Consider the following 26,447-nt stretch of genomic DNA (forward strand, 5'->3'; position numbering starts at 1 on the left):
GCCCTTCGGGGCCCTTTTTTTTGCGCACCATCGTGATGCATCTTGTTGGTGCATTGCCACACTTGCGGTCAACCCTAGGGGGGCGGTGGTGCAACTGCGCAACAATATTTCTTGACGTGGGATTGAGCCCCCGAGAGGAGATATGTAAATGAACAAGAGCACCCTTGCCAAGATGATCGCCTTGGGCTTTGCCGCCAGTGCCGGTATGGCATTTGCGCAGTCCAGTCTCACCCTGTACGGAAATTTCGACGTTGCCATCGACAACGTTCATAAGGGTCAAGGCTATATCGACGACAACAGCTACCTGACTCAGACCATTCCGACCCTGGCCGGTTTGGGTGTCTTGAAGGCAGGCGGCTCTCTGACTGATGCCGTCGCTGCGCAGGCTGCTGCTGCCGCGAAATTGCGTGCAGCCTATGCCAACCCTTCGACGCTGAACCGCGTCACCCAGAGCATCTCTTCCCAGAACGCCATCGGCGTCAAGGGTGTTGAAGACATGGGTGGCGGCTACAAGGGTAACTTTGTGCTGGAGGGGCAGTTTGCCTCTGACACTGGCGCCCAAAGTGGACAAGACAACCGCATGTGGGGCCGTCAGGCCTACGCTGGGCTGACCACGCCGTTCGGTGAAATCCGCGCGGGCCGCCAATACGCCCCGATGTTCTACACCTTCGCGTTGACGACGGTTGAAATCCTGGGCGCCTCTGACCTGATGGGTTTCGGTCTGGTCGTGAACTCGCTGCAGAATCGCCAAGACAACCAGATCAGCTACTGGATCCGAAATGGTGGCTTGACCGCATCCGTGGCTTACTCGCCCAACGCTGGTGTCGACAAATACATCAGCTCGGCCCGCAATGGCGTGGCTTCGGGTAACGCCAACGGCCAGATCATTGGCGCGATCAACGCGGGTGCAGAAACAACCGGGGCTCAGGGGCGTGGCCAATCGCTGGGCTTCTTTGCCAATTACGCCGTCGATTCGAGCCTGAACCTGACTGGCGCCTATCACACCAACAAATTTGGTGACGCCTCGGTGGTCGATGCCAGCACGGCGCTGCCTCTGGTGGCTTTGGATCGCTATTACTCGATTGCCTTGGGTAGCAAGTACAAGGCGCCTTCGACAGGCACGGTCTTCGGTATCAACTACCTCTACAGCAAGTTCAAGAACGATGCGACCAGCAACGTCGATTCGATTCAAATGAACACGGTGGCTTTTGGTGTCAAGCATCCGATCAATCAGTATGCTGTCGGCTTTGAGGGGGCTTACTCGCAGTTCACCAACTTCACCAAAGGCAAGGACTTTGCTCTGATGTTCTCCGGTGACTACAACTTCTCGAAGCGCACTCGTCTTTACACACGCTTTGGCATGTTGAAGGATCTGCGTGGCAAGCCTGCGAACCTTGACACCACCACGCTGCCGGTGGTGGGTGCCGTGACGCCTGCTGTGACGGGTGGCCCCGTGCCTATCCTGACGGGCTTTGGTTCGACCGAGTTGCCATTCTTTGCAGGTGGCGGCGCGAACATCGATTCCACCAGCCGGGTCTTCTCGATTGGCGTGCGCCACGAGTTCTGATTCGAGCAGGCCCCAACAAAAAACCGCTTCAACTGAAGCGGTTTTTTTATGTCGCCGTCAGCGGCGTGAGGCGGGCTCCATCAGCCCAACAGTTTCTCGTGACGGTAAAGGTCTTCCACCGATTCCCGAACGCGGATGACGTGAACGGTCGAGCCATCAACCATGAGTTCTGCTGCACGCCCGCGCGTGTTGTAGTTGCTCGACATGGTCATGCCATAGGCGCCGGCCGAAAGGACCGCCAGCACGTCGCCGGGTTGAACAGCGAGCGCACGCTCACGTCCGAGCCAGTCGCCCGATTCGCACACCGGGCCCACCACGTCCCAGACCGTGGGGGCTTCGGCTCGCTTGTGGGTGTTGACGATGCCCATATAGGCCTCATACAGAGCGGGGCGCATCAGGTCGTTCATGGCGGCGTCGACCACGCAGAAGTTCTTTTGCGAGCCGGGCTTGAGGAACATGACTTCGGTCAGCAAGACGCCAGCGTTGCCCACCAAGGAGCGGCCGGGTTCGAACAGGATTTCGCGGTGGCCATGGCCTCGTGCGTCGATCTTCTTGAGCAGTTGTGCGATCAGTTCGTCAGCGGCAGGCGGGGTTTCGTCGGTGTAGGTGATGCCCAGGCCGCCACCGAGGTCCATGTGATGGATGGGGATGCCTGCTGCTTCGATCGATTCGACCAGATCGAGAACGCGGTCCAGGGCATCGAGGTAGGGCGACACTTCCGTGATTTGCGAGCCGATGTGGCAGTCGATGCCGGCCACATGGATGCCGGGCAGTGCAGCCGCACGGCGATACGTGGCCAGGGCTTCTTCGTGGGCGACACCGAACTTGTTGCCCTTCAGGCCTGTGGAGATGTAGGGGTGGGTGCCTGCATCCACATCGGGGTTCACGCGCAGGCTGATATGGGCCGTCATGCCAGTTTCAACGGCCACCTGCGACAGCACTTCCAGTTCGGCGGTGCTTTCCACGTTGAAGCACTTCACGCCGGCCTTCATGGCCAGGGCCATTTCAGCGCGGGTCTTGCCCACGCCAGAGAACACGACCTTGGATGCGGAGCCGCCTGCGGCCAGTACGCGCGACAGTTCGCCTGCGGAAACGATGTCAAAGCCACAGCCTGCCTGGGCGAACGTTTGCAACACGGCCAGATTTGAGTTCGCCTTCACGGCATAACAAACCAGATGGGTCCGACCTTGCAGGGCTTTCTGATAAGGCGCCAGCGCCGCGAGCATGGCGCGCTTGGAGTACACGTACAGCGGGGTGCCGTGCTGTTGCGTCAGGTCGCGCAGCTTGATGTCGTCGAGGTAAAGGTCGTCGCCACGGTAGGCGAGAAAGGGGGAGCCAGGCAGGGTCATGGTGCGGTGGGCGCAGACGCGGTGGAATGGGGTGGGGTTGCAGAGGAGGCGGCGGGCGCGGGAAGGTACAGCGGGCCCTTGAGGCCGCAGCCGCCTAAAGTCAGGCTGAAAGCCAGACCAAGGGCCAGAGCGGCGCCCACGGCACCCGCACGCCGTGTCGGATATACCGAGCGCAATCGTGGTGAGGCGGTGGTCGTGCCTAAAATCTGGGCTGTTTGTTTCATGCCGATATTCTAAGGACCCTGCTTCATGAGTTCCCAGGACACGCCGTCGGGCCTGACCGATGCCCAGTACGACCAGATCATTCGCGAGACCCTGGCACGAATCGAAGCCACGGTGGACCGTTGGCTGGAAGACGATGTGGCCGACATCGATGCCGCCCGTACCGGGGGCATGCTGACCCTGGCTTTGCCCAATCGCAGTCAGTTGATCGTCAATGCTCAACCGCCTTTGCATGAACTGTGGTTGGCCGCCAAACGAGGTGGTTTCCACTTCAAGTATTCAGCCCAAGGAAGCTGGATTGACACAAAGTCGGGCGAAGAGTTCTTTGCCCTTCTGTCAGCCTGTGCATCGGAACAGTTGGGCAAGCCTGTTCAGTTCTGAGTGCTGAGCGCCGCACCGAGCGGTGCGGCGTTGATCAGTTTGGCTTGCCACCGCCAAACAGATCGAGGATGCCCTTCTTTTCTTCCTCGCTGCTCGGTGCGGGTGGGTGGCCCGAGGCTCCGTCAGAGTCCGGCCCCAGTTCGCGAACACCGGTGCCCGAGGTGTATTCCTCGTAGAACCATTCGCCGCCAATGTTGACCACCCCTTCGGGTGGAACCGGTTCTTCGATCGGTGCATTGCGCAGGGCCACGCCCATGAAGTCGATCCAGATGGGCAAAGCCAGCCCGCCACCGGTTTCGCGGTCGCCCAGTTTGCGGGGTTGGTCGTGGCCCACCCACACCACCGCCACATTGTGGGCGGTGTAGCCGGCAAACCAGGCATCCATCGAGTCATTCGTCGTGCCGGTTTTGCCGTACAGGTCAGGGCGTTTGAGGGTGGCTTGGGCGCGTGCAGCGGTACCCGAGCGGGTCACCTCCTGTAGCAGGCTACTCATCACGAAGGCATTGCGCGCGTCAATGGTGCGCATGGATTCATCCAGCGGAGTGGGGCGGTACTGAGCCAGCAAGTGTCCACGCGTATCGGTGACGCGGGTCACCAGCATGGGGTTGACTCGATAGCCCCCGTTGGCAAACACGGCGTAGGCATCGGCCATTTGCAGGGGGGTGACCGAGCCGGCACCCAGGGCCATGGGCAGGTAGGCGGGGTGCTTATCTGCTTCGAAGCCAAAGTGCGTGATCCACTCCTGGCCATACTTTGCGCCGATCGAGCGCAGGATTCGGATCGAGATCATGTTCTTTGATTTGGCCAGGGCCTTGCGAAGAGGCATGGGGCCCTCGAACTTGCCATCGTAGTTCTTGGGCTCCCAAGGTTGTCCGCCCGTGGTGCCGGCATCAAAAAACAGGGGAGCATCGTTGACCACGGTGGCAGGAGTGAAGCCTTTTTCGAGCGCAGCCGAGTAAATGAATGGCTTGAAGCTCGAACCGGGTTGACGCCAGGCTTGCGTCACATGGTTGAACTTGTTTCGATAGAAATCAAACCCACCCACCATGGCACGGATCAAGCCAGTGCGGGGGTCCATCGACACGAACGCCCCCTCGACTTCAGGCATCTGCACGACCTGCCATTTGCCTTTTTCCTTGTCGAGCATGACGCGGATGATGGCTCCGCGGCGGATCTGCTGCTTCGGTGGTGCCTTGTCGGTCAGCGCATTGCCAACGGCCTTGAGGCCGTCGCCGGTCAGCACGATCTGCTCGCCCGATTGCAGTGTGGCCACCAGCCTTTTCGGGTCGGTGTCGATTACCACGGCAGCAATGATGTTGTCGCTGTCGGGGTGGTCTTCGAGGGCTTCCGCGATGCGGATGTCCATCTGACGGGCATCGGTCGGCAGGTCGATGTAGGCTTCCGGTCCGCGCCAGGCCTGGCGACGATCGAAGTCGAGCAGGCCTTTGCGCAAGGCTTTGTAAGCAGCCATTTGCTCGGTCATGTTGATCGAGGTGTAGGCGTTGATGCCGCGGGTGTAGGCGTCAGCGCCATACTGCTCGTGCATCAGCAAACGGGCGGCTTCGGCGGCATATTCGGCGTGAATGGGGATGGGGGCCTTGGTTCGATAGCTCAATTGCTCGGCTTTCGCTGCATCACGCTGCTCGGCCGTGATGAAGCCGTTTTCGAACATCCGGTCGATGATGTACTGCTGACGAACGGTGGCCCGCTTGGGGTTGCGAATCGGGTTGTAGGCAGATGGCGCCTTTGGCAAGCCGGCGAGCATCGCGGCTTCCGCCACGCTGATGTCTTTCAGTGGTTTGCCAAAGTAGGTGTCTGCTGCGGCTGCAAACCCGTAGGCGCGTTGCCCCAGGTAAATCTGGTTCATGTAAAGCTCGAGAATCTGGTCCTTGCTCAGCAGGCTCTCGATCTTCATGGCCAGCAGGATCTCGTAGATCTTGCGGGTAAATGTTTTCTCGGTTGGCAAATAGAAATTGCGCGCCACCTGCATGGTGATGGTGGAGGCACCCTGGCTGCGCGACTCGCCAAAGTTGGCCAGCCCGGCGCGCAGCACCCCGATGTAGTCAACCCCGCCGTGCTTGTAAAAACGGGCGTCTTCAATCGCCAGAACGGCATCCCGCATCACTTTCGGGATCTGTCGAATGGGTAAAAACTGACGTTTTTCTTCCCCAAATTCGCCAATTAATACCTGATCTGCCGAGTAAACCCGCAGCGGCATTTTCGGTTGATAGTCTGTCAGTCCGTTGACCTCAGGCAGGTTGGGGTACGCCACAGACAGTCCAATGCCGGCAATCAGCACAATCGCGGCTGCGCCAGCGACGGCAAGCCCCATGAGGACGATCAGGGGTTTGACCACCCATCGCATCCACCAGTGCTGGGCTCCCCAGGCAGCAAAGCGGGAGGACTTCTTGGTGCTGTGGGCTGGGTTGGCGTCGCTCATGAGGGGTCGGGAAAAATGAAGGGTTAATTATAGAAACCCAAGTGCCGATACTGCCTGAATCTACGTCGCAATACGTGGAGTGGTGACGTGCCTGAGGTCTTGGCGGGTTGTATTGAAACTCCTTGTAACCCGTGTGGAAGGCGCAACGTAGGCTGGATTTATCCGGCTTTACTCGGCTTCTGACACAAAACCTTTGCTGATAGCATTGAACCGATTTATTAACGTTCCTGCGTCTTGTGGGGCGCATGGAGGATGGTGTGAGCTTTATTGACACGCTTTTGGGCCGAGGGCATCCGCCGATGATTGGACTGGATATCAGTTCATCGAGCGTGAAGCTGGTCGAACTCAGTCAGACGGCGTCTGGCGAATACGTGGTGGACCGTTTTGCGTCCGAGCCCTTTGAAAAGGGCTGGATTGTGGAGGGCCAGATCGAAAAGTTCGATGAAGTGGCCGAGGCCGTTCGCAAGGTGGTTCAAAAGAGCGGAACCCGGACTAAGCACGTCGCCATGGCGATGCCTCAGTCTGCGGTGATCACCAAAAAGATCATGCTGCCGGCCGGCTTGCGTGAAGAGGAAATGGAAATGCAGGTGGAGGCGGAGGCCAACCAGTACATTCCGTTCTCTCTGGACGAGGTGAGCCTGGACTTTTGCGTGATTGGCCCCAGCACCACTTCGGCAGGGGATGTCGAGGTCATGATCGCTGCGTCTCGCAAGGACCGCGTACAAGATCGCCAGGGCTTGGCTGAAGCGGCCGGGCTCAAGCCTGCCATCCTGGACATCGAATCGTATGCGTCTCGATTGGCCGTGGAGCGCCTGGTTCAGGGCTTGCCGGGCGAGGGCAAAGATGCGCTGATCGCCTTGTTTGAAATCGGGGCTGAGACGACCAGCTTGAAGGTGCTTCGCGACAATGAGCTGTTGTACGACCGCGATCAGGCCTTCGGTGGAGCGCAATTGACCCAGCTGATTTCCCGTCAGTATGGTTTCTCGTTCGAGGAAGCTGAGACGAAGAAGCTGGCAGGCGACTTGCCCGAAGACTTCCAGGAAACCATCCTGGGGCCGTTCGTAGACAGCCTCTCGCAGGAAATTGGCCGTGCGCTGCAGTACTTCTTCACCAGTACCCCTCACCACAAGGTGCACTACGTGATGCTGGCAGGTGGTACCGCTACGTTGCCGGGGTTGAAAGACCGCGTGACCGAATTGACTGGATTTGCAGCGATGGTGGTCAATCCCTTTGACGGCATGAAGCTGGGTTCTGCCGTGCGTGAAAGCAAGCTGCGCCGTGAGGCGCCGTCCTACCTGACGGCCTGCGGTCTGGCCATGCGGAGGTTCCTCGCATGATTTTGATCAACCTCTTACCTCACCGCGAGGAAAAGCGCCGACTGCGCAAGCAGGCCTTCTTTGTTGGCTTGGGTGCGTCGGCGGCCGTGGGTGTCGTGGTGCTGGCGCTGGGTTACATGGTCCAGCAACAGATGATTTCGTCGCAAACGGAGCGCAACGAGTTCCTGAGCGGTGAAATCCACAAGCTGGAAGACCAGATCAAGGACGTGTCGTCTCTGAAGGCGGAAATCGAATCCTTGAAGGCTCGTCAGCGTTCGGTGGAAGACCTGCAAACCGATCGCAATATGCCGGTCTACCTGCTCAACGAACTGGTTCGCCAGACGCCTGAGGGCATGTACCTGAGCTCGATTCGCCAAGAAGGCCAGTCGGTGTTCGTGTCGGGGGTAGCGCAGACCAACGAGCGCGTGTCTGAGTTCCTCCGCAACACGGCATACAAGTCGGAGTGGCTGGAACGCCCTGAGTTGCAGGAAATCAAGGCCCGAGCATTGCAGTCCAAAGATGCGCGAGACCCCAAACGTCTGTTCGACTTCTCCGTGCGTCTGAGCTTGAAGCGTCCTCAGGAGCTGTCGGCGCCCGGCAAGGCCGCGTCCGGTCCTGCAGGCGCTGCGTCTGGACCCAACCCTGCCGCGTCTGCGGTGAAGTCCTGAGGGGGCGGACATGGCAATGAAGAACATCAACTTCGATTTGAACGCCTGGGCCGCAGAGGCACAGGACCAGTTCAGAGGGCTGAACCCGAACGAGCCCGGCCAATGGCCGATCCTGCCCAAGCTGACAGCTTTCTTCTTCACAGCGGTTGCTGTGGTGGCGGCCGGCTGGTTCCTGCTTCTTTCCGGTCAGAACGACGAACTGCAAGCGCAGCGTGACCGTGAGCCACAGCTCAAGGAAGAATATCGCAGCAAGGTGGCCCAGGCCGTCAACCTGGGTGAGTTGCGCAAACAACGCATTCAGGTCGAAGAGTACGTCAAGCAACTCGAGAAGCAGTTGCCAGGCAAGGCCGAAATGGATGCGCTGCTGTCCGACATCAACCAGGCAGGCTTGGGCCGAGGACTGGATTTCGAGTTGTTCCGTCCGGGGTCGGTGTCGGTCAAGGACTACTACGCCGAGCTTCCCATCGCGGTGCGCGTCACTGGTCGGTATCACGACATCGGTGCCTTCACAGCCGATATTGCAAACCTGTCACGTATCGTGACCTTGCACAACCTGGTTGTTGGCAATGTGTCGGGCAAGGATGCAGGCCCGACCGGGGTTCTGTTCATGGAGGCCACGGCGCGGACCTACCGGTATCTGGATCAGTCCGAAGTCGATGCCATGCGAGCCGAGAAGGCCAAGAAGAAGAAAGGGGATAGCAAATGATGAAATCCCTCAATGGTTCTCGTTGGCTGGTGGCCGCCCTGGCGACCATGGCGCTGGCAGGTTGTGGTGGCGAGCAGGAAGAGCTGCGCGCCTGGATGGAGCAGCAACGGCATGAGGTTCAACCCAGTGTGACCCCCTTGTCTTTGCCCCTGAAGTTCAACCCTCAGGCCTATACCGGCATGGATGGCGTTGAGCCTTTCAGCTCACAAAAATTGGCTGGAGCCCTCAAGCAAGAGGCCAGGCAGCCGAATTCTGCTGTAGCCAGCGAGCTGAATCGGCGCAAAGAGCCGTTGGAAGCTTTCCCCCTCGACAGCATGTCGATGGTGGGCAGTGTGTCCAAGCAGGGCACTCAGTACGCGCTGCTCAAGGTCGATGGCCTGTTGTATCAGGTCAAGGCTGGCGAGTATCTGGGTCAGAACTACGGGAAGATCATGAAGATCTCCGAGACGGAAATTACTTTGCGCGAGATCGTGCAGGACGCTTCAGGTGAATGGATCGAGCGCCCGACCACGTTGCAGCTGCAGGAGAGTGGTCGATGAATATCAAGCAGGAGTACAGCATGAAGAACGTATGGCGAGTTGCCTTGGCCGGCCTGTCCTTGTCGTTGGTATCGCCGCTGACCTGGGCAGCTGCCGCCATCCAATCGATCACCAGCTCACAACAGGCTGGGTCGGACGTGATTCGCATTGACCTCAGTGAGGCTCTGCCAGTCGTTCCTGCTGGGTTTGTGGTGCAAGCGCCCCCGCGTATCGCCATTGATCTGCCCGGCGTGACCAGCCAGCTGAAAAAGCCTGCGGTCGAGATCAACCAAGGCAATCTGCGCAGCGTGAATGTGGTGCAGGCCGGAGATCGGACGCGTCTGGTGTTGAACTTGCGGCAAGCCACCAACTACAAAGCTCAGCTGCAAGGCAAGGCACTGTTGCTTGTGCTCGACCCCGCGGTGTCGCCGTCCAAGGCCATGCCCAGTGTGGCAGCGCCCGCGCCGCAGCCTGCTCCCGCCGCGACCGGTGGCGTGGTGGCCGGTGGTGGCGTTGTGGCTCCCTCCACAGGTGGGGTTGTGATGCCCAAAGCAGCCGCTGCGCCGGCTCCCGCTCCTGCGCCGGCGGTGTCGCCCGCGCCAGCCGACAACACGGTGCGGTTCGCTGAGAACCAGAATGTCAACCCCCTGGCGCTGAAAGACATTGATTTCCGTCGCGGTCAAGACGGGGCTGGTCGCATCGTCGTCGATCTGCCCAACAATCAGGTCGGCGTGGACATCAAGCAGCAGGGCCAGAATCTGGTGGTTGAGTTTGTGCGCGCCACTCTGCCCGAGCGCCTGCGTCGTCGCTTCGACGTGACCGATTTTGGTACCCCGGTCGATACCGTGTCCGTCAGCCAGAGTGGCGACCGCGTTCGCCTGGTGGTGGACCCCCATGGTGAGTGGGAGCACTCGGCCTATCAGAGTGATAACCAGTTCGTGCTCGAACTGCGCGCCCGCAAGGTCGACCCCAACAAGCTGACCCAAGGCCCAGGCTACGCTGGCGAGAAGTTGTCGCTGAACTTCCAGAATATCGAAGTGCGTGCGCTGCTGCAGGTCATCGCAGACTTCACCAACTTCAACGTGGTGACCAGCGATACCGTGACGGGCAACGTCACGCTGCGCTTGAAAGATGTGCCATGGGATCAGGCACTGGACATCATCTTGCAGGCCAAGGGTCTGGGCGTGCGCAAGTCCGGCAACGTGCTGTGGATTGCGCCCAAGGATGAAATCAACGCCAAGGAAAAGATCGATCTGGAAGCCAAGGCTCAGGTGGCTTCGCTGGAGCCTTTGCGCACCCAGTCCTTCCAGTTGAACTACACCAAGGCCGAAGAAATTGCCAAGGGGCTCACTGGGACGACAACTGGTGGCGGTGGCGGTGGTGGTCAGAATGCTCGCATTTTGTCGCCGCGTGGCAGCGTGATCTACGAAACCCGTACCAATCAGCTGTTCGTCAACGACATCCCCTCCAAGCTGGAGGAAATCCAGCAGATGATCGCCAAGATCGACATCGCTGCGCGTCAGGTCATGATCGAAGCGCGCATCGTCGAGGCTGAAGATTCCTTCGGTCGCACTCTGGGTGTGCGCCTGGGGGCATCGAATGCGACTTCGGTCGGCGGCGCTGGCAAGCTGAACCTGGGTGTCAGTGGGAACTACGAAGGCGTGGTGGCGCAAACCGGTCAGCCTTTGAGTGGTGCCACGGCCAACGTGCCCAACAGCTACTTCGTGAACCTGCCAGGCTCGAACCTGAATGGTTACAACCCGGCCACCGTGGGCATTTCGCTGTTCACGTCCAGCGTGAACCACGCACTGAACCTGGAACTGTCTGCTCTGGAAGCCGATGGCCGAGGCAAGATCGTCTCCAGCCCTCGTGTGATCACGGCTGACCAGATCAAGGCGCTGATCGAACAAGGTACCGAATTGCCCTACCAGGTGGCCACCTCCAGTGGTGCGACCTCGATTGCCTTCCGCAAGGCCAACCTGAAGCTGGAAGTCACGCCTCAGATCACGCCAGAGGGCAGCATCATTCTGGATGTGGATGTGAACAAGGACAGTGTCGGCCAGGTGACCACTGCCGGTTACGCCATCGATACCAAGCACGTGAAGACCCAGGTGCTGGTGGAGAACGGCGGTACCGTGGTCATTGGTGGTATCTTCCAGCAGTCTGAAAACCAGACCGAGCAGAAGATTCCCTTGCTGGGTGACATCCCGGTCATGGGGCACTTGTTCAAGAACAACATCCGTAGCTCGAAGCGTTCCGAGTTGCTGATTTTCCTGACGCCGAAGGTGGTATCTGAAAAAGCTGCCCTGCGTTGATGGGGTAAGAGACCTTTGCCATCTGTTGTTGCTTTAGTCGGACTGCCCGGCGGTGGAAAATCCACCGTCGGGCGTCAGCTTGCCAAGCGCCTGAGCGCGCGTTTCATTGATTCCGACACCGTGCTGGAAGAGCGATTGGGCATGCCCATTCGCGCGTATTTCGAGCAGTTTGGTGAGGCGGCCTTTCGTGACCACGAAGAAGCCGTGATCGACGAACTCACGGCACACACGGGTGGGTTGATCGTATTGGCCACCGGCGGTGGCGCTGTGTTGCGACCCAATAACCGTCGGCATCTGAAAGACCGGACCACAGTGGTCTATTTGCGCTCGACGCCCGATGAGTTGTACCGTCGTTTGCGGCATGACACGCAGCGTCCCTTACTGCAGGTGGCAGACCCCTTGGCGAAGCTGCGAGAGCTGTATCAGCAGCGCCATCCGCTTTACGAGGAAACGGCACACTACAGTGTCGATACGGGGCGCCCGTCGGTGGGAACCTTGGTCAACATGATTTTGATGCAGCTCGAAATGGCGGGCTTGGTGCCGGCTATGCGCCCATCTGGCGGTGGGGCTCCATTCAATGGCGGTGCCAGCGAATGACCGCTGAGGATAGCCACTGAGGAATGACCGCTGAGGCGTAAAAAAAAGGGGATTCGTTGAATCCCCTTTTTTGTTCGCGGCCCAACCGATGTTGGGCCCATCGGTGCCTTAGCCCAGACGCTGAAGTTGTTCCTTCACGCGAGCCAGCGTGGCACCAAAGTCGGCCACGCGGGCCTTCTCTTGTTCGACCACGGCGGCCGGTGCGCGGGCCACGAAGCTCTCGTTGCCCAGCTTGGCATTGGCTTTGGCGATCTCGCCCTCCAGGCGGGCCACTTCCTTGCTCAGGCGGGCCTTCTCGGCTTCCACGTCGATCTCGACGTGCAGGGCCAAGCGGGCATCGCCTTGCACGGCCACAGGAGCCATGGCGGTGGCTTCTGCGAAGGCGGCCTCATCCAACACCTTGACCTCGCTGAGCTTGCCCAGCGCCTTCAGGATGGGAGCCGCCTTGGTGACGAACTCCGCGTCACCGGTGGTCAGCAAAGGCACGCGTTCGGCGGGTGACAAGCTCATCTCTGCACGCAGGTTACGTGCAGTGCCCACCATGGCCTTGAGCTTGGCCATCCAGGCATCCGACTCGGCGCAGACCTTGCTCAGGTCGGCTTGAGGGTAGGCCGCCACCACGATGGTGTCGTCAGATCCGGCTGCCTTGCGGCCCGCCACAGGCGCCACGACCTGCCACAGCTCTTCGGTGATGAAGGGGGTGATGGGGTGCAGCAGGCGCAGCACGGTTTCCAGCACGCGGATCAGGGTACGGCGGGTGGCACGGGCAGCCGCTTCGTTGCCGGTGTCCTTGGCCGCATTGATCTGGGCCTTGGCGATTTCGATGTACCAGTCGCAGTACTCGTCCCACACGAACTGGTAGATGCTGTTGGCCACGTTGTCCAGGCGGAACTCGGCAAAGCCCTGTTCCACGGCGGCTTCCACGCGCTGCAGTTCCGACACGATCCAGCGGTCAGCGGGGCTGAAGTCCAGATAGCCATTGGCGGCGCATTGGCCGGGCACGTGCGAATCCAGGCCACAGTCCTGACCTTCAGTGTTCATCAGCACGAACTTGGTGGCGTTCCAAAGCTTGTTGCAGAAGTTGCGGTAGCCCTCGCAGCGCTTGCTGTCGAAGTTCACCGCGCGGCCCAGGCTGGCCAGCGCCGCAAATGTAAAGCGCAGGGCATCGGCGCCGTAGCCAGGAATGCCTTCTGGGAATTCCTTTTCAGTGGCCTTGCGCACCTTGGGTGCGGTTTCGGGCTTGCGCAGGCCGGTGGTGCGCTTGTCCAGCAGCGGGGCCAGGGCAATGCCGTCGATCAGGTCAACTGGGTCCAGCACATTGCCTTCGGACTTCGACATCTTGTTGCCTTGCGCATCGCGCACCAGGCCGTGGATGTAGACGTGCTTGAACGGCACCTTGCCGGTGAAGTGCTTGGTCATCATGATCATCCGGGCGACCCAGAAGAAGATGATGTCGTAGCCGGTGACCAGCACGGACGAAGGCAGGAACAAGTCCATTTCCTTGGTCTGCTCAGGCCAGCCCAGGGTGGAGAAGGGCACCAGTGCCGACGAGTACCAGGTGTCCAGCACATCTTCGTCGCGGGTCAGCTCGCCCTCGTAACCGGCGGCCTTGGCGCGGGTGCGGGCTTCGTCTTCATTGCGAGCAACGAAGATTTCGCCGTTGCTGCCGTACCAAGCGGGAATCTGATGACCCCACCACAGTTGACGGCTGATGCACCAGTCCTGGATGTTCTTCATCCACTGGTTGTAGGTGTTGACCCAGTTCTCGGGCACGAACTTCACATCGCCCGATTCCACGGCTTCAATGGCTTGCTCGGCAATGGACTTGCCTTGCGCGCCAGGCTTGGTCATGGCGACGAACCATTGGTCGGTCAGCATGGGCTCGATGATCTGGCCGGTGCGGGCGCAACGGGGCACCATCAGCTTGTGCTTCTTGACCTCGACCAGCAGGCCTTCTGCTTCCAGTTGGGCCACCAGGGCCTTGCGAGCCACGAAGCGGTCCAGACCACGGTAGGCCTCGGGGATCTCGGTCAAGTGCGATACCACCTTCGCTTCCAGCGTGAAGATGGTGATCATGGGCAGGCTGTGGCGTTGGCCGACCTGATAGTCGTTGGTGTCGTGGGCCGGGGTGACCTTCACGACGCCGGTGCCGAATTCCTTGTCGACATGTTCGTCAGCGATCACAGGCACCAGGCGGCCGGTGATGGGCAGCTTGACCAGCTTGCCGATCAAATGCTTGTAGCGTTCGTCTTCGGGGTGGACCATGACGGCGGTGTCGCCCAGCATGGTCTCGGGCCGGGTGGTGGCCACGACCAAGGTCTCATCGCTGCCTTCGATGGGGTAACGGATGTGCCACATCGAGCCGTCTTCTTCCTCGCTTTCGACTTCGAGGTCAGACACGGCGGATTTGAGGATCGGGTCCCAGCTCACCAGGCGCTTGCCGCGGTAGATCAGGCCTTCTTCGTACAGGCGCACGAAGGTTTCGGACACGACCTTGGACAGCTTGTCGTCCATGGTGAAGTACTCGTGCTCCCACGAAACCGAGTCACCCATGCGGCGCATCTGTTGGGTGATGGTGGAGCCGGATTGCTCTTTCCATTCCCAGATCTTGGCCACGAAATTCTTGCGGCCCAGGTCATGGCGGGTTTGGCCCTTTTCCTGCAGCTGGCGTTCCACCACGATCTGGGTGGCGATGCCGGCGTGGTCAGTGCCCGGAATCCACAGCGTGTTGTGGCCCTTCATGCGGTGGTAGCGCGTCAACGAGTCCATGATGGTCTGGTTGAAGGCGTGGCCCATGTGCAGCGTGCCGGTCACGTTGGGTGGCGGCAGCTGGATGCAGAAAGAGGGCTTGGACTCGTCGAGCGTGGGCTTGTACAGGCCACGTTGCTCCCACTGGGGGCCATATTTGGCTTCAATGGGGCCGGGTTCGAAAGATTTGGCGAGTTCGGTCATGGTGTGGCGTTCTGGCCGCGCCCTGTGCGCAGTCATTTCAGCGTGAACCCTCGATTTTAGAGGGCGTCGGCACTGTGGCAGACAGGAATCTGCACTTGTTCAAAGCCTGCGGTGGATCAAATTTTGTGAATGTGGGGCTTGTAAGGGGGGCGCACCAAGCCTAGGATGAACTTAGTCAATTGACTTTTCAGGAGACGGAGACCATGTACGAACATTTGCTGGTGCCGGTGGATGGCAGCGAGTTGTCTGACCGCGCCATGACCCACAGCATTGGTCTGGCCAAGATGTTGGGGGCGTCCATTACCGGGTTCATGGCCGAACCTCCGCTGCCGGTTCTGGTGGTGGATCAGGCTGCTGTGGCGTACGATGTGGAAACCTTCCGAGACCACGAAAAGCGTTGCGAACAGCATGCCCGTGCCGTGCTGGAGAAGTTCGCTCAGCAGGCCACCCAGGCGGGTGTGACCTTTGATGGGCAGTTCATGATCACCGACAACATTCAGCAGTCGATTGTCGATGTGGCCCAAAGACAGAAGTGCGACCTGATTGTGATGGCCACCCATGGTCGCCATGGTCTGGACGCCCTGATTCACGGTTCCCTGACCAAGAGCGTGCTGGCGCACAGCCAGTTGCCCTTGCTGATTGTTCACTGACCCACGTTGAAAGGAAGAGACATGAGCGAGCTGACTTCTGCCCAAAAGGACAAGCTGATGGCCGATCTCCAGTTGGTGATGGCCGATGCCGAAGCGTTGCTGTCTGCCACAGCCGACGACGCCTCCGCCGGTGTTTCGGAGTTGCGCCATCGTGTGGCGGCCAGCCTGTCGCGAGCCAAAAACGGTTTGCTGGAAACCCAGGCAGCCGTGATTGACCGTGCCAAAGCGGCTGCCAAGGCCACCGATGGCTATGTGCATGAGAACCCCTGGAAATCGGTCGGCATCGCCGCCGGGGTGGGCTTGCTGCTGGGCATGCTCATTGGCCGTCGATGATCATCTTTTTCGCGCATGACTGACACGAGCGACAAGGCTGCATCGTCGCCGCCATCGGGACTGGCTGGCATGCAGGCCTCATTGAGGGCTTTGCTGGCCACCCTGATGGCGATTTTCCAAACCCGGTTGGCGCTGGCCGCAACCGAACTGGAAGAGGAAAAGCAGCGCCTTTTGGCCACCATGGCCTGGGGGGCGCTGGCCATTTTGCTGGGCATTTTTGCTCTGGCTTCGGCTGCCGTGCTGGTGGCCGTGGTGTTCTGGGATTCCCACCGCCTCTTGGTGCTGAGTTGCCTGACGTTGCTGTTCGCGGCATTGAGTGCGGGGTCCATCTGGCAAATGCGGCGCTTGTCGCGCGCTTCGGATGGCTTGCTGGCGGCGACTTTGGCGGAGCTGGAAGCCGATCGGGAGGCCATGATGCCCAGGAGCAAGGCATGAAGCCTTTGCCCCCAGAAGTTGATCTGCGCACCCGCAAGCTGTTGTTGCAACAGCGCAGTGCGGTGCTGCGAGAAGTGTTGGCCGTTCAACTGGAAAGAACCTTGGCTCCAGTGAATCAGGCGGCCAACAAGGCACAAGAGGGTGGGCGCTGGTTGCGCAAGCATCCCATTTTGGTGGGCCTGGCGGCCGCCGCTTTGCTGGTGTGGCGGCCACAGGGGGCTGTCTCTCTGTTGAGCCGAGGCTGGGGTTTGTGGAGGACCTGGCAACGCGTCGCGCCCTTGGTGTCGCGGTGGATGGCGCAGGCTGAGGCGCGCAGCGCTTCTGGCGCAGGCTCTGATTCAGAGACCGAATCGATGCCCTCCGCTGAACCAACAGAGAAGTCCGCACCGTCCAAGGGTCGATAGCCCATAGAAGTACGAGGTGAACCATGGAGCTGACGTTTTACGGCGCCACCGGAACCGTGACCGGTTCGAAAACGCTGGTCGAAGTAGGGGGCTTGCGCCTGTTGGTCGACTGCGGCCTGTTTCAGGGTTTCAAGGCTTTGCGCGAGCGCAACTGGGCGCCTTTGCCGTTCGACCCCGCCAGTCTGGATGCAGTGCTGCTGACCCATGCACACATTGATCACAGTGGTGCACTGCCTTTGCTGACTCGTCAGGGCTTCAAGGGCAAGGTCTGGACCACGGCGGCTTCCCTTGACCTATGCGAAGTGCTCTTGCAGGACACGGCTCACCTGCAGGAGGAAGAGGCGCGCTACCGCAATCGACACCGCGCCACGCGTCATGATCCGGCCGAGCCCCTGTACACCGTGCACGACGTGCAGGCTTGTGTGAGCCAGATGCACCGCGTTCCTGCGGACGGGGTGATCGAACTGGGCCATGGGGTTCGAGCGCGCTTCACCGGGGCCGGACACATTTTGGGGGCGGCCAGTGTGCACATTGAGCATGCCGGCAAGTCGGTGTTGTTCTCGGGCGATCTGGGGCGGTCGGACGATCTGGTGATGTACCCGCCTGTCACCGGGCAGAAGGCCGACTGGGTGGTCGTCGAGTCCACCTATGGCGACCGACTTCACCCCGATCTGGACCCGATCGAGCGCTTGGGCGATGTCATTCGTCGAACCGCAGCACGTGGCGGTACGGTGGTGATCCCAGCATTTGCCGTGGGCCGGACACAGGCTTTGCTGTATGCCCTGTATCGGCTCAAGAAAGCAGGGGCCATTCCTGATCTGCCTGTGGTTCTTGACAGCCCCATGGCTGTGGCGGCGTCAGGGATCTACGACCGCTATCGAAGCGAGCACCGCCTGACTGACGAAGAGTGCCGTGGCATTCACGGCATGACCCGTTTCGTGCGCGACGTAGAAGACTCGAAAGCCCTGATGCAACAACGCTATCCCATGGTCGTTGTGGCCGGCAGTGGCATGGTGACCGGTGGGCGTGTCTTGCACCATATCGCGCACTTTGGGCCCCATGCCCGGCATTCGATTGTGCTGAGCGGGTTCCAGGCGGGGGGGACTCGGGGCGCGTCGCTCGCGGCTGGGGCGACCTCTCTGAAGATGTTTGGCGAGTACGTGCCGATTCGTGCCGAGGTGGTGCAGATCGATGGACTGTCGGCTCACGCCGACCAAACGGGCTTGCTCGACTGGCTGGGTGCTTTGGGCCAGCCGCCGTCTCAGGTGTTTGTGACGCATGGCGAGCCACAAGCGGCTGACACCTTGCGGTTGCGTGTTCAGGAACGGTGGGGGTGGAAGGCACGAGTGCCTGACTACCGCGAAACCTTCAAGCTGGGCAGCGCTTGATCTGACGCAAAGCCCTGCAGACGTCAGGCCGTTACCGTCGGGATTCTCGTTTTCGTGGATCCTGTTCATGTCTGCTTCCTCGCCTGATTCTTCTCACGTTGATGCCTCTCACGTTGATGCCGCACTCGCCAGCAAACTGCAGCGCAGCGGGCTGAAGCCATTGAACCTGGGCGGGCGTCAGTTGCTGCCCATTGTTCAAGGCGGCATGGGCATTGGGGTGTCGGCGCATCGACTGGCGGGGGCTGTGGCGGCTACTGGCGGGGTCGGGACCTTGTCTGCGGTCGACCTGCGCCGCCATCATCCAGACTTGATGGCGCGCACCCAGGGTTTGGCGTCTCGCGTGGGTCAGGATGCCGACACGCGCGCAGCCATCGACGCGGCCAACCTGGAAGCCGTGGCTCGTGAGATTCAAGCAGCACGTCAGCTGTCGGGGGGGCGTGGTCTGCTGGCCATGAATGTGATGCGCGCTGTCAGCGACTACGCTGGTTATGTGAAGCGCTCGTTGGAAGCCGGCATCGACGCGGTGGTCGTGGGGGCGGGGCTGCCTCTGGATCTGCCTGATCTGGCCCAAGACCATCCCCGAGCTTTGCTGGTGCCCATTCTGTCGGACGCACGCGGCGTGCAGCTCATCGTGCGCAAGTGGGAACGCAAGAAGCGCTTGCCTGATGCCATCGTGATCGAACATCCCCGTTTGGCCGGGGGACACTTGGGAGCCGCCAAGATCGCCGATCTCAACGATCCGCGTTTTGATTTTGAGCGTGTCATTCCCGAATCGCTGGCGTTTCTGCGTTCAGCCGGGATCGAAAAAGAGATTCCCCTGATTGCTGCGGGTGGCATTCGCAGTCATGCCGACATTCAGCGTGTGCAGAGCCTCGGCGCAGCTGGCGTGCAACTGGGTACGCCCTTTGCCGTGACCGAAGAGGGCGATGCCCACCCCGAATTCAAGCGCGTACTGGCCTCAGCTCGTGACGAAGACATGGTCGAGTTCACCAGCGTGGCGGGTTTGCCTGCCCGTGCCGTTGCGACGCCTTGGCTGAAGGCGTACTTGAAGATCGAGCAAAAGCTGCAGGCTGTGGCTCACGTGAAGAACCGTTGCACCAAGGCATTTGATTGCCTGGCGCAGTGTGGTTTGCGTGATGGCCTGGCGGGTTGGGGGCAGTTCTGTATCGACAATCAGTTGGCGGCCGCCATGCGAGGTGACCTGAAGAAAGGTCTGTTCTTCCGTGGGGTAGGCGCCTTGCCATTTGGTGATCAGATTCGCAGCGTTCGTGACTTGATGGATCGTTTGCTCAGTGGTGAGCCTGAAGGCTTGGCTGCTTGAGCTACGGCGGCCTCAGGCCGCCTTCGCCATGATCTCGGCTGCTGGCTGCCATTGCGGCGGCGCCAGCCGTGTGTGAACCTGCACAGTGGACAGCCTGAGTTGCCACCAGGCCAGCTGTGCTGCGGGCCAGTAAAGCCCCAGGGTGAGCGCCGTCAACACCGTGTTCTTCAGCGACAGGGCGAGAAGGGGTTTCACACCCAGAGCGCTTTTGAACCGAAGCCACTCATTGCCCGTTTCCGTCCAGACCAGATTCTGCGCGCGCGAGACGAAATAAGCATGAGGAATCAGCCCTGACAGGCCGACAAACAAAGCCAGTGCTGGCCAGAGTCCTTGATAGACCTGGCGCGTGCTCATGGGGCTGCCGGCGGGTAGGCTGCTGATCGCCAACAGCAGCAGAACCAGAAACAGGCCCGAGGCCAGCGTCATGCTGGCTACTGCAACCAAGCCCGTTTTGACAAACAGGGTGCCCGCGGCCAAAGGGCTGACTCTGAAGCGCGCGTGCAGTGCTCCCCAGGCCAGATGGCCTTGTTGATAGCGCCGCAGACGCCACCATACATAGGGCAGCAAGGCATACAGTGCCACCGCGACAGGAATGGTGGCGATCATGCCCGCGATGCGCGGATGGCCTGCCCCCCAGTGCCTGGCAGCTGAGAGGCTGAGGCCCGCCACCGTAGCGAGCCCTCCCAGAGGTGCCCAGATCAGGCGTGCAGCCTGTCCCAGTGTTCCGGTGAATCGCAGCGCATGCCCTTGCCACGACGTGTGCGCCAGCCGGGTTTGTTGACTCAGGAACAAGATGACAGGAAGCAAAACCAGCAGCACCGCCAGCGCAACCAGACGCGACAGGCCATGCAGCCCGACCGAGCCCAACGCCAGCCCGGCCAAGAGGGTTTGCATCAGACGCAGGCGCGCCATGGCGGGCGTGCCCAGGTGCAGGATCAGCGAGCCGCCGGCGATGACCGTGTGACCAAGCAGGTACCGCAACCTGTGGGCGCGGGCCCAGGGGTAGTACAGCCCACAGGTGAACACACACAGCAGCAGCCCTCTCAACCAGATTGGGTAGTACTCGCGCAGGCTGGTAGTGAACACCACCTTGTGGCGCGTGACTCTGGCGCCAGAAGGGTGGGCGTGGCTGGGGTGGTGCAATAGCCGAGACACCGAGGGCACGGTAGGTGCCCCCAGTTCCGGGTGCGCCGCTTTGTGAGCGGACATGATGACAAGCTCCCTGCTTGGGTTTTTTTATTGAGCGACTTTTTAGGGGTGCCGCAGGCCGGGCCCGGGGCGAGAGCCGCCAGGAGCCCTACAATTTTTCAATGACTGCTTACTCTGCAACTCCGGAATTGTTCTCCCAATCGTCCTCTGCCGGCAATTCCCCCATGCTGGTGGGGCTCAACCCCGAGCAGCTGGCTGCTGTGACGGCGCCTGATGGCCCGTCATTGGTTCTGGCGGGAGCAGGGTCGGGCAAGACCCGCGTGTTGACCACCCGGATCGCGTGGTTGTTGCAGACCGGTCAGGCCTCGCCCGCCGGCATCATGGCGGTCACCTTCACCAACAAGGCTGCCAAGGAAATGCAGGCGCGTTTGTCGGCCATGCTGCCGGTGAACACGCGCTCGATGTGGATTGGCACTTTCCACGGTTTGTGCAACCGTTTCCTTCGCGCCCATTACAAGGTCGCAGGTTTGCCGCAGGCCTTCCAGATTCTGGATACGCAAGACCAGTTGTCAGCCGTCAAGCGCGTCATCAAGGCGCTGAAGTTCGACGAAGAAAAGTGCGTGCCCAAGCAGACCACCTGGTTCATTGCCAACGCCAAGGAAAATGGCCAGCGCCCGCAAGACCTGCAGCCGCGCGACGAGCTGGGCCGCATGCAATTGGCGGTCTACCAGGCCTATGAAGACCAGTGCCAGCGCGAAGGCGTGGTCGACTTTGCCGAGCTGATGCTGCGCACCTACGAAATCTTGCGTGACCACCCTGAGGTGCGTGATCACTATCAGCGCCGCTTCCAGCACATTCTGGTTGACGAATTCCAGGACACCAACCGCTTGCAATACGCCTGGTTGAAGATGTTCGTGGGCAACCCCCACCAGCCCGGGCACAGCGTGTTTGCGGTGGGCGACGATGACCAGAGTATCTATGCCTTCCGGGGGGCCCAGGTGGGCAACATGGCTGATTTCGAACGCGAGTTTCGTGTTCAGAAAGTCATCAAGTTGGAGCAGAACTACCGCAGCTTTGGCAACATCCTGGATGCGGCCAACACCTTGATCGCCCAGAACAGCAAACGACTGGGCAAGAACTTGCGCACCGACGCGGGTCAGGGCGAGCCCATTCGTGTGTATGAAGCCAGCAGCGATTACGCCGAAGCCCAATGGATCGTGGACGAAACCAAGCAGTTCCGCCGCGACGGGCAGGAGTTGCGCGAAGTGGCCGTGCTGTACCGCAGCAATGCGCAGTCGCGGGTGATCGAATCGGCTTTGTTCAATGCTGGGGTGCCTTACAAGGTGTATGGCGGCCTGCGCTTTTTCGAGCGCGCTGAAGTGAAACACGCGCTGGCCTATTTGCGCCTGATCGAGAACCCCAACGACGACACCAGCTTCCTGCGGGTGGTGAACTTTCCGGCCCGCGGCATTGGAGCTCGCACCATCGAACAGTTGCAGGACGCCGCGCGAGCGAGCGGCCGCAGCCTGTCGCAAAGTGTGACGGCGGTGCCTGGCAAGGCGGGCAGCAATTTGCAGGCCTTCAACGCCTTGGTTGATGCCATGCGCGAGGCCACCCGCGGCCTGACCTTGCGCGAGATCATCGAGCACGTGGTGGAGGCCTCAGGTCTGGCTGATTTCTATCGCACTGAAAAAGAAGGCCAGGAGCGGCTGGAGAACTTGGCTGAATTGGTGAACGCCGCCGAAGCCTTTGTGACTCAGGAAGGCTTTGGCAAAGACGCTGTGGCCTTGCCGGTCGATGAGTTGGCTGGGTCCTTGGCGGAGGGCTTGCCTGCGGCGGTGGCCCGGGTCGACACGCTGCCCGATGCCGAGACGGGTGAAATCATCTCGCCTCTGCTGGCTTTTTTGACCCACGCTTCGCTCGAGGCCGGCGACAACCAGGCCCAGGCTGGCCAGGACGCCGTGCAGTTGATGACCATCCACGCGGCCAAGGGGCTGGAATTCAATAACGTGTTCATCACGGGGCTGGAAGAGGGGCTGTTCCCCCATGAAAACTCCCTGACCGACACCGAGGGCCTGGAAGAAGAGCGCCGCCTGATGTATGTGGCCATCACCCGTGCTCGCAAGCGCCTGCATTTGACCTTCAGCCAGACTCGCATGTTGCACGGCCAGACCCGCTACAACATCAAGAGCCGTTTCCTGGAAGAGCTGCCCGAGTCGTGCTTGAAATGGCTGACACCTCAGAACCAGGGTTTTGGCTCGGGTTTTGCCAAGGCTTACCAGGACAGTTGGGCCAGCGGCAAGGGCATGGGATCGATGGTGGGCGCTGGGGCTCAGCCTTATCGTTCCCAAGGTGGTTCGGGCTACGGTGGCGCCAGTGGCGGCCATGGCCAACGTGGTTCAGGGCAGTACTACGGCGGCGGTCGTAAGGAAGAGTCCTTCAAGGACCTGACCGCGCCAATTCCGAAGGCCATGGCCCAAGCCAAGACCGAAGGTGGCCTGCGCGTGGGCCAAAGCGTGTTTCACAACAAGTTTGGCGAGGGCGTGGTGCTGACCCTGGAGGGCAATGGGCCTGACGCCCGCGTGCAAGTGAACTTCGGGCGCCATGGCACCAAGTGGCTCATGCTGAGCGTGGCCAAGCTCACGCCCATCGAATGACGCGCGGGTGCCCTCTTGGCGGCACCTGGGTCAAACCAGACCGTTGCGAATGGCGTAAACGGTCAATTCCGAGTTGTTCGTCAGGCCCAGTTTTTCCAGCACCCGGGCACGGTACACGCTCACGGTCTTGGGGCTGAGCAGCAATTGCTCGGCAATGTCCGAGAGGCGTTTGCCTGACGCGATCATCACCAGGGTCTGCAGTTCGCGGTCTGACAGTTTCTGGTGGGCGTCTTCCTGGGCCGGGGCCGTCAGGTTGTCGACCAGCATCTGCGCCGTCTCCGGAGTCACGTACTTTTTGCCTTGCGACACCGTGCGAACGGCGGCCACGATTTGGGCGGCATCGCTGCCCTTGTTCAGGTAGCCCGACGCGCCAGCTTTCAGGGCTCGCATGGCGTACTGGTCTTCTGGGTACATCGAGACCACCAGCACCTTGAACGTGGCACCTTCTTCCTTCAGTACGTGCAGCACGTCCAGACCGCTGCGGCCGGGCAGGTTGATGTCGAGCACCAGCACGTCGGGTGTGCGGTCGCGCAGCAGGGAGCGCAGCTCGCCGTAGTCGCCTGCCTCGCCAATGACTTCGATATCGGCCGCATCGGCCAGTGTGTCTCGAATGCCCCGGCGAATCAGGGCGTGGTCGTCGCAAAGAATGACTTTGATCATAGGGTGCCCCATTTGGTGGGGTCGTCTGGGTCTGTCTCGGCTGCGGGCTCGCCCGTCAAGGGCATGAGCGGGTCAATGAAACCATTTTCCGGGCCCGACAAGGGTACCGACAGGATCAGGGTGGTGCCGTCAGGGTTGCTGCTGATGTCCACCCAGCCGCCAGCCGTTTCGGCGCGCTCATGCAGGCCGCGAATGCCGAACGAGCGGGCCTTGGCCAAGTCTTCTGGACTCAGCCCTTTGCCATTGTCGGTGACTTCGATGGACAACACGCCGCCAGCCTGGGTGATGTCGACCGACACCTTGCTGGCCTGTGCGTGTTTGGAGACATTGGTGAGCGCTTCCTGGGCAAAACGGTAGGCCACCAAGGGCACGCCAGCAGGCAGGTCATACGACTCCTGGCTGGTGCGGAATGTGGCCTCGATGCCAGTGCGCTTGCCGAAGCGGTCGGTCATCCAGTGCAGTGCCGGTACCAGCCCCTGCTCCAGAATGGCAGGACGCAGGTTGTGCATGATGCGCTGGCTGGCCTCGTGGGCGTGCTGAACGGTTTCCAGCGCCTGCTGCACGCGTTCAGCAATCTTGGTGTTGTCGGTGTGGCGTGCAATCCACGCCAGATCGAGCTTCACGGCCGTCAGCGAGCCCCCCACGTCGTCGTGCACTTCGCGGGCAATGGCTGCGCGCTCGCGCTCGATGCTGGCCTGAAGGTGCTGCGCCAGTTCGCGCAATTGCTGGCGGGAGCGGCTCAAAGCCAGATCGGCCTTGCGCTTTTCAATGCGGGTGCGGTTGGCTTCCATGGCCAGCATGGCCGCAGGTGCCAGACGGGCCAGATTGCTTTTGAGCAGGTAGTCGTTGGCGCCATTGCGCATGGCCTGCACCGCGATGTCTTCCCCGATTTCGCCCGAAACCAGGATGAACGGCACCAGCTTGCCTGAGCCGCGCACCTTCTCCAGGGCCTGCAGGCCGCCAAAGCCGGGAATGTTGTAGTCCGACAAGATGAGGTCCCAATCCTCATCTAATGCCTCAATCAAAGCATCCTCAGTGTCGATACGGTAGATGTCGGCGTCAATGCCGCCCCGCCGCAAATGGATGGACACCAATGCGTGATCTTCTTCACTGTCTTCGATATGCAGGACTCGCAGCCGAACGGCTGTTTCGGTCGCTTTGCCGCAGTCAACGGAGTCACTTTGCAGGGCTGGATCGGTCACATGCCACTTTCAATCGAACGATTTACACCACGTTTACCTGTGTGATTGTGCTCACTCTGGCACGGGAAACGAGAAAAATTCTATCAACCGCCTACACAGTTTGAAGGAAATGCCGAATGACACAACTGAACTGTGTAAATGGCGAATTTGTTTGCCAACGCGCCCCTGCTGTCCGGGGCCTGTGAAACTAGGTTGAGTGGAGCCACGATGCTGACCAACGACGATCCCGTCGCACCGCCGCCCGGCGATGTTCCGGTTCCGGAGATGAATGGAGACCCGTACTCCAAATTCCCCGGAAGCGAAATGCCGCTGCTTCTGGCTGCAGAGCTGCAAGATCACCTGATGACAGCGACCAACGATCTCGAGCGCTTGCAGCGTCTGCTCGATCATGCCTGTGAGGTGCTCATGGGCGGATTTCATGGCGCTGCCGCCCAACTGGGGGACGCGATTGATGGCGGGCACGAGTTGTCGCCCCATCTGCAGGAAACCCTCAAGACTCTGTACCAGGCCGTCACTGCCCTGCAATTCCAGGACATGGCGACCCAGTTGATAGCTCACACGAACAAACGGTTGCGTAACTGCGCCGACCAGATCGCCCGAGATGCCCTCGGGGACGACGATCCGGACGGTGCGGCCGTGGTCGAAGACGGTCCGATGAAGCCCAACCCTGTGACCCAGGACGAGGTGGACGCCGGCTCGGTGGAGTTGTTCTAAAGCTTATGTTCCATCAGCCGAAATACCGTTCGCCTGCGATTGGTACTTTTTTCATTGCCTGCTAACTAGCCCTGTTTTTAAGCCCGGAGAGCGACATGCATTCGATCCTTGCCGTCGACGATTCTGCATCCATGCGTCAAATGGTGGCCTTCACTCTCAAGAGTGCTGGCTACAACGTCGTCGAAGCCGTTGATGGCCAAGACGCCTGGGAAAAGGCCGGTGGCCGCAGTTTTGACCTGGTTCTGACCGACCAGAACATGCCCCGCATGGACGGTATCAGCCTGACCAAGAAGCTGCGCGAGAACCCTCAGTTCAAGTCCACACCGATCCTGATTCTGACCACCGAGTCCAGTGACCAGATGAAGCAGGCCGGCCGCGCTGCTGGCGCCACGGGTTGGTTGGTCAAGCCCTTCGACCCCAACAAGCTGATCGAAGTGATTCAGAAAGTGATCCGCTGATTTCAGTTCGGAACTTTCCGACACCTCCCTCACGACAAGATTCGG

The 26,447-nt window shown here is 60.5% G+C and carries 24 protein-coding genes; 17 read left to right on the plus strand and 7 right to left on the minus strand.

Features of this window, described 5'->3' with window-relative positions:
• Positions 1-148 precede the first annotated feature (148 nt).
• Positions 149-1,567, plus strand: a complete 1,419-nt coding sequence (locus tag VFW72_RS01110) for a porin (protein ID WP_329672417.1) — start codon at positions 149-151, stop codon at positions 1,565-1,567.
• 80 nt (positions 1,568-1,647) lie between these two features.
• Here VFW72_RS01110 and lysA read toward each other — a convergent pair whose 3' ends face one another.
• Both lysA and lptM read right to left on the minus strand, forming a co-directional pair.
• On the minus strand, positions 1,648-2,916 hold the full coding sequence (lysA, locus tag VFW72_RS01115; RefSeq protein ID WP_329672418.1) for a diaminopimelate decarboxylase: 1,269 nt from the start codon (positions 2,914-2,916) through the stop codon (positions 1,648-1,650).
• Entirely contained in the window at positions 2,913-3,140 is a 228-nt protein-coding gene (gene lptM, locus VFW72_RS15910; protein WP_414638757.1) for an LPS translocon maturation chaperone LptM, read from the minus strand. The genes lysA and lptM overlap by 4 nt, the downstream gene beginning before the upstream one ends.
• A 25-nt stretch (positions 3,141-3,165) precedes the next feature.
• On the opposite strand from lptM, the gene cyaY reads away from it, so the two are divergent.
• Positions 3,166-3,519, plus strand: coding sequence for an iron donor protein CyaY (gene cyaY / locus VFW72_RS01120; RefSeq protein WP_329672419.1), 354 nt, complete (start codon positions 3,166-3,168; stop codon positions 3,517-3,519).
• Positions 3,520-3,553: 34 nt separating this feature from the next.
• Here the strand turns inward: cyaY and VFW72_RS01125 are convergent, their stop codons facing one another.
• The gene (locus VFW72_RS01125) at positions 3,554-5,959 is read right to left on the minus strand and encodes a penicillin-binding protein 1A (protein WP_414638758.1); all 2,406 of its coding nucleotides are present in this window, start codon (positions 5,957-5,959) and stop codon (positions 3,554-3,556) included.
• A 299-nt stretch (positions 5,960-6,258) separates the two neighbouring features.
• Between VFW72_RS01125 and VFW72_RS01130 the strand changes: the two genes are divergently transcribed.
• The 6 genes from VFW72_RS01130 to VFW72_RS01155 are packed head-to-tail and all read left to right on the plus strand — an operon-like array spanning position 6,259 to position 12,079.
• Positions 6,259-7,296 carry a pilus assembly protein PilM gene (locus VFW72_RS01130; protein WP_414638759.1) on the plus strand — a complete coding sequence of 346 codons (1,038 nt, stop codon included), beginning with the start codon at positions 6,259-6,261 and terminating at the stop codon, positions 7,294-7,296.
• Entirely contained in the window at positions 7,293-7,943 is a 651-nt protein-coding gene (locus VFW72_RS01135) for a PilN domain-containing protein (RefSeq protein WP_329672421.1), read from the plus strand. The genes VFW72_RS01130 and VFW72_RS01135 overlap by 4 nt, the downstream gene beginning before the upstream one ends.
• A gap of 10 nt (positions 7,944-7,953) precedes the next feature.
• Complete coding sequence (locus VFW72_RS01140; protein WP_329672422.1) at positions 7,954-8,649, plus strand: type 4a pilus biogenesis protein PilO; 696 nt, start codon at positions 7,954-7,956, stop codon at positions 8,647-8,649.
• Complete coding sequence (locus VFW72_RS01145; protein WP_329672782.1) at positions 8,649-9,188, plus strand: pilus assembly protein PilP; 540 nt, start codon at positions 8,649-8,651, stop codon at positions 9,186-9,188. Before VFW72_RS01140 ends, VFW72_RS01145 begins: the two co-directional genes overlap by 1 nt.
• Positions 9,185-11,482: a type IV pilus secretin PilQ gene (pilQ, locus tag VFW72_RS01150; RefSeq protein WP_329672423.1), complete on the plus strand. Its 2,298-nt coding sequence runs from the start codon at positions 9,185-9,187 to the stop codon at positions 11,480-11,482. Before VFW72_RS01145 ends, pilQ begins: the two co-directional genes overlap by 4 nt.
• A gap of 15 nt (positions 11,483-11,497) precedes the next feature.
• Positions 11,498-12,079, plus strand: coding sequence for a shikimate kinase (locus VFW72_RS01155; protein WP_329672424.1), 582 nt, complete (start codon positions 11,498-11,500; stop codon positions 12,077-12,079).
• A 108-nt stretch (positions 12,080-12,187) separates the two neighbouring features.
• Here VFW72_RS01155 and VFW72_RS01160 read toward each other — a convergent pair whose 3' ends face one another.
• Positions 12,188-15,031 (minus strand): valine--tRNA ligase, encoded by a 2,844-nt coding sequence (locus VFW72_RS01160; protein ID WP_329672425.1) that lies wholly within the window; start codon positions 15,029-15,031, stop codon positions 12,188-12,190.
• Between the two features lie 203 nt (positions 15,032-15,234).
• On the opposite strand from VFW72_RS01160, the gene VFW72_RS01165 reads away from it, so the two are divergent.
• The 6 genes from VFW72_RS01165 to VFW72_RS01190 all read left to right on the plus strand — a co-directional run bounded on the left by VFW72_RS01165 (position 15,235) and on the right by VFW72_RS01190 (position 19,562).
• Complete coding sequence (locus VFW72_RS01165) at positions 15,235-15,681, plus strand: universal stress protein (RefSeq protein WP_329672426.1); 447 nt, start codon at positions 15,235-15,237, stop codon at positions 15,679-15,681.
• Between the two features lie 21 nt (positions 15,682-15,702).
• Positions 15,703-16,014 (plus strand): DUF883 family protein, encoded by a 312-nt coding sequence (locus tag VFW72_RS01170; protein ID WP_329672427.1) that lies wholly within the window; start codon positions 15,703-15,705, stop codon positions 16,012-16,014.
• Between the two features lie 15 nt (positions 16,015-16,029).
• Positions 16,030-16,449, plus strand: a complete 420-nt coding sequence (locus VFW72_RS01175) for a phage holin family protein (RefSeq protein WP_329672428.1) — start codon at positions 16,030-16,032, stop codon at positions 16,447-16,449.
• Complete coding sequence (locus VFW72_RS01180; protein ID WP_329672429.1) at positions 16,446-16,853, plus strand: YqjK family protein; 408 nt, start codon at positions 16,446-16,448, stop codon at positions 16,851-16,853. The genes VFW72_RS01175 and VFW72_RS01180 overlap by 4 nt, the downstream gene beginning before the upstream one ends.
• Positions 16,854-16,876: 23 nt before the next feature.
• Positions 16,877-18,241, plus strand: a complete 1,365-nt coding sequence (locus VFW72_RS01185; protein WP_329672430.1) for an MBL fold metallo-hydrolase — start codon at positions 16,877-16,879, stop codon at positions 18,239-18,241.
• Positions 18,242-18,308: 67 nt separating this feature from the next.
• On the plus strand, positions 18,309-19,562 hold the full coding sequence (locus VFW72_RS01190; protein ID WP_329672431.1) for a nitronate monooxygenase family protein: 1,254 nt from the start codon (positions 18,309-18,311) through the stop codon (positions 19,560-19,562).
• Positions 19,563-19,574: 12 nt separating this feature from the next.
• Here the strand turns inward: VFW72_RS01190 and VFW72_RS01195 are convergent, their stop codons facing one another.
• Positions 19,575-20,771, minus strand: coding sequence for a DUF898 family protein (locus VFW72_RS01195; RefSeq protein WP_329672432.1), 1,197 nt, complete (start codon positions 20,769-20,771; stop codon positions 19,575-19,577).
• 164 nt (positions 20,772-20,935) lie between these two features.
• Here VFW72_RS01195 and VFW72_RS01200 point away from each other — a divergent pair, with 164 nt between their 5' ends.
• Entirely contained in the window at positions 20,936-23,368 is a 2,433-nt protein-coding gene (locus VFW72_RS01200; protein WP_414638764.1) for a UvrD-helicase domain-containing protein, read from the plus strand.
• Positions 23,369-23,398: 30 nt separating this feature from the next.
• Here VFW72_RS01200 and VFW72_RS01205 read toward each other — a convergent pair whose 3' ends face one another.
• Positions 23,399-24,028: a response regulator transcription factor gene (locus tag VFW72_RS01205; protein WP_329672434.1), complete on the minus strand. Its 630-nt coding sequence runs from the start codon at positions 24,026-24,028 to the stop codon at positions 23,399-23,401.
• Positions 24,025-25,164: a hybrid sensor histidine kinase/response regulator gene (locus VFW72_RS01210; RefSeq protein ID WP_414638765.1), complete on the minus strand. Its 1,140-nt coding sequence runs from the start codon at positions 25,162-25,164 to the stop codon at positions 24,025-24,027. The genes VFW72_RS01205 and VFW72_RS01210 overlap by 4 nt, the downstream gene beginning before the upstream one ends.
• 273 nt (positions 25,165-25,437) lie before the next feature.
• Here VFW72_RS01210 and VFW72_RS01215 point away from each other — a divergent pair, with 273 nt between their 5' ends.
• Positions 25,438-25,944: a hypothetical protein gene (locus VFW72_RS01215; protein WP_329672436.1), complete on the plus strand. Its 507-nt coding sequence runs from the start codon at positions 25,438-25,440 to the stop codon at positions 25,942-25,944.
• 95 nt (positions 25,945-26,039) lie between these two features.
• Positions 26,040-26,402, plus strand: a complete 363-nt coding sequence (locus VFW72_RS01220) for a response regulator (protein ID WP_329672437.1) — start codon at positions 26,040-26,042, stop codon at positions 26,400-26,402.
• The last annotated feature ends 45 nt before the right edge of the window (positions 26,403-26,447 follow it).

The organism is Aquabacterium sp. (assembly GCF_036273115.1).
Taxonomy (GTDB): domain Bacteria; phylum Pseudomonadota; class Gammaproteobacteria; order Burkholderiales; family Burkholderiaceae_C; genus Aquabacterium.

What these genes read in the sequence shown, in the direction of transcription:
- VFW72_RS01110 (WP_329672417.1), top strand. Translation starts at nt 149, where the DNA reads ATGAACAAGAGCACCCTTGCCAAGATGATCGCCTTGGGCTTTGCCGCC.
- lysA (WP_329672418.1), bottom strand. Translation starts at nt 2,916, where the DNA reads ATGACCCTGCCTGGCTCCCCCTTTCTCGCCTACCGTGGCGACGACCTT.
- lptM (WP_414638757.1), bottom strand. Translation starts at nt 3,140, where the DNA reads ATGAAACAAACAGCCCAGATTTTAGGCACGACCACCGCCTCACCACGA.
- cyaY (WP_329672419.1), top strand. Translation starts at nt 3,166, where the DNA reads ATGAGTTCCCAGGACACGCCGTCGGGCCTGACCGATGCCCAGTACGAC.
- VFW72_RS01125 (WP_414638758.1), bottom strand. Translation starts at nt 5,959, where the DNA reads ATGAGCGACGCCAACCCAGCCCACAGCACCAAGAAGTCCTCCCGCTTT.
- VFW72_RS01130 (WP_414638759.1), top strand. Translation starts at nt 6,259, where the DNA reads ATGATTGGACTGGATATCAGTTCATCGAGCGTGAAGCTGGTCGAACTC.
- VFW72_RS01135 (WP_329672421.1), top strand. Translation starts at nt 7,293, where the DNA reads ATGATTTTGATCAACCTCTTACCTCACCGCGAGGAAAAGCGCCGACTG.
- VFW72_RS01140 (WP_329672422.1), top strand. Translation starts at nt 7,954, where the DNA reads ATGGCAATGAAGAACATCAACTTCGATTTGAACGCCTGGGCCGCAGAG.
- VFW72_RS01145 (WP_329672782.1), top strand. Translation starts at nt 8,649, where the DNA reads ATGAAATCCCTCAATGGTTCTCGTTGGCTGGTGGCCGCCCTGGCGACC.
- pilQ (WP_329672423.1), top strand. Translation starts at nt 9,185, where the DNA reads ATGAATATCAAGCAGGAGTACAGCATGAAGAACGTATGGCGAGTTGCC.
- VFW72_RS01160 (WP_329672425.1), bottom strand. Translation starts at nt 15,031, where the DNA reads ATGACCGAACTCGCCAAATCTTTCGAACCCGGCCCCATTGAAGCCAAA.
- VFW72_RS01165 (WP_329672426.1), top strand. Translation starts at nt 15,235, where the DNA reads ATGTACGAACATTTGCTGGTGCCGGTGGATGGCAGCGAGTTGTCTGAC.
- VFW72_RS01170 (WP_329672427.1), top strand. Translation starts at nt 15,703, where the DNA reads ATGAGCGAGCTGACTTCTGCCCAAAAGGACAAGCTGATGGCCGATCTC.
- VFW72_RS01175 (WP_329672428.1), top strand. Translation starts at nt 16,030, where the DNA reads ATGACTGACACGAGCGACAAGGCTGCATCGTCGCCGCCATCGGGACTG.
- VFW72_RS01180 (WP_329672429.1), top strand. Translation starts at nt 16,446, where the DNA reads ATGAAGCCTTTGCCCCCAGAAGTTGATCTGCGCACCCGCAAGCTGTTG.
- VFW72_RS01185 (WP_329672430.1), top strand. Translation starts at nt 16,877, where the DNA reads ATGGAGCTGACGTTTTACGGCGCCACCGGAACCGTGACCGGTTCGAAA.
- VFW72_RS01190 (WP_329672431.1), top strand. Translation starts at nt 18,309, where the DNA reads ATGTCTGCTTCCTCGCCTGATTCTTCTCACGTTGATGCCTCTCACGTT.
- VFW72_RS01195 (WP_329672432.1), bottom strand. Translation starts at nt 20,771, where the DNA reads ATGTCCGCTCACAAAGCGGCGCACCCGGAACTGGGGGCACCTACCGTG.
- VFW72_RS01200 (WP_414638764.1), top strand. Translation starts at nt 20,936, where the DNA reads ATGCTGGTGGGGCTCAACCCCGAGCAGCTGGCTGCTGTGACGGCGCCT.
- VFW72_RS01205 (WP_329672434.1), bottom strand. Translation starts at nt 24,028, where the DNA reads ATGATCAAAGTCATTCTTTGCGACGACCACGCCCTGATTCGCCGGGGC.
- VFW72_RS01215 (WP_329672436.1), top strand. Translation starts at nt 25,438, where the DNA reads ATGCTGACCAACGACGATCCCGTCGCACCGCCGCCCGGCGATGTTCCG.
- VFW72_RS01220 (WP_329672437.1), top strand. Translation starts at nt 26,040, where the DNA reads ATGCATTCGATCCTTGCCGTCGACGATTCTGCATCCATGCGTCAAATG.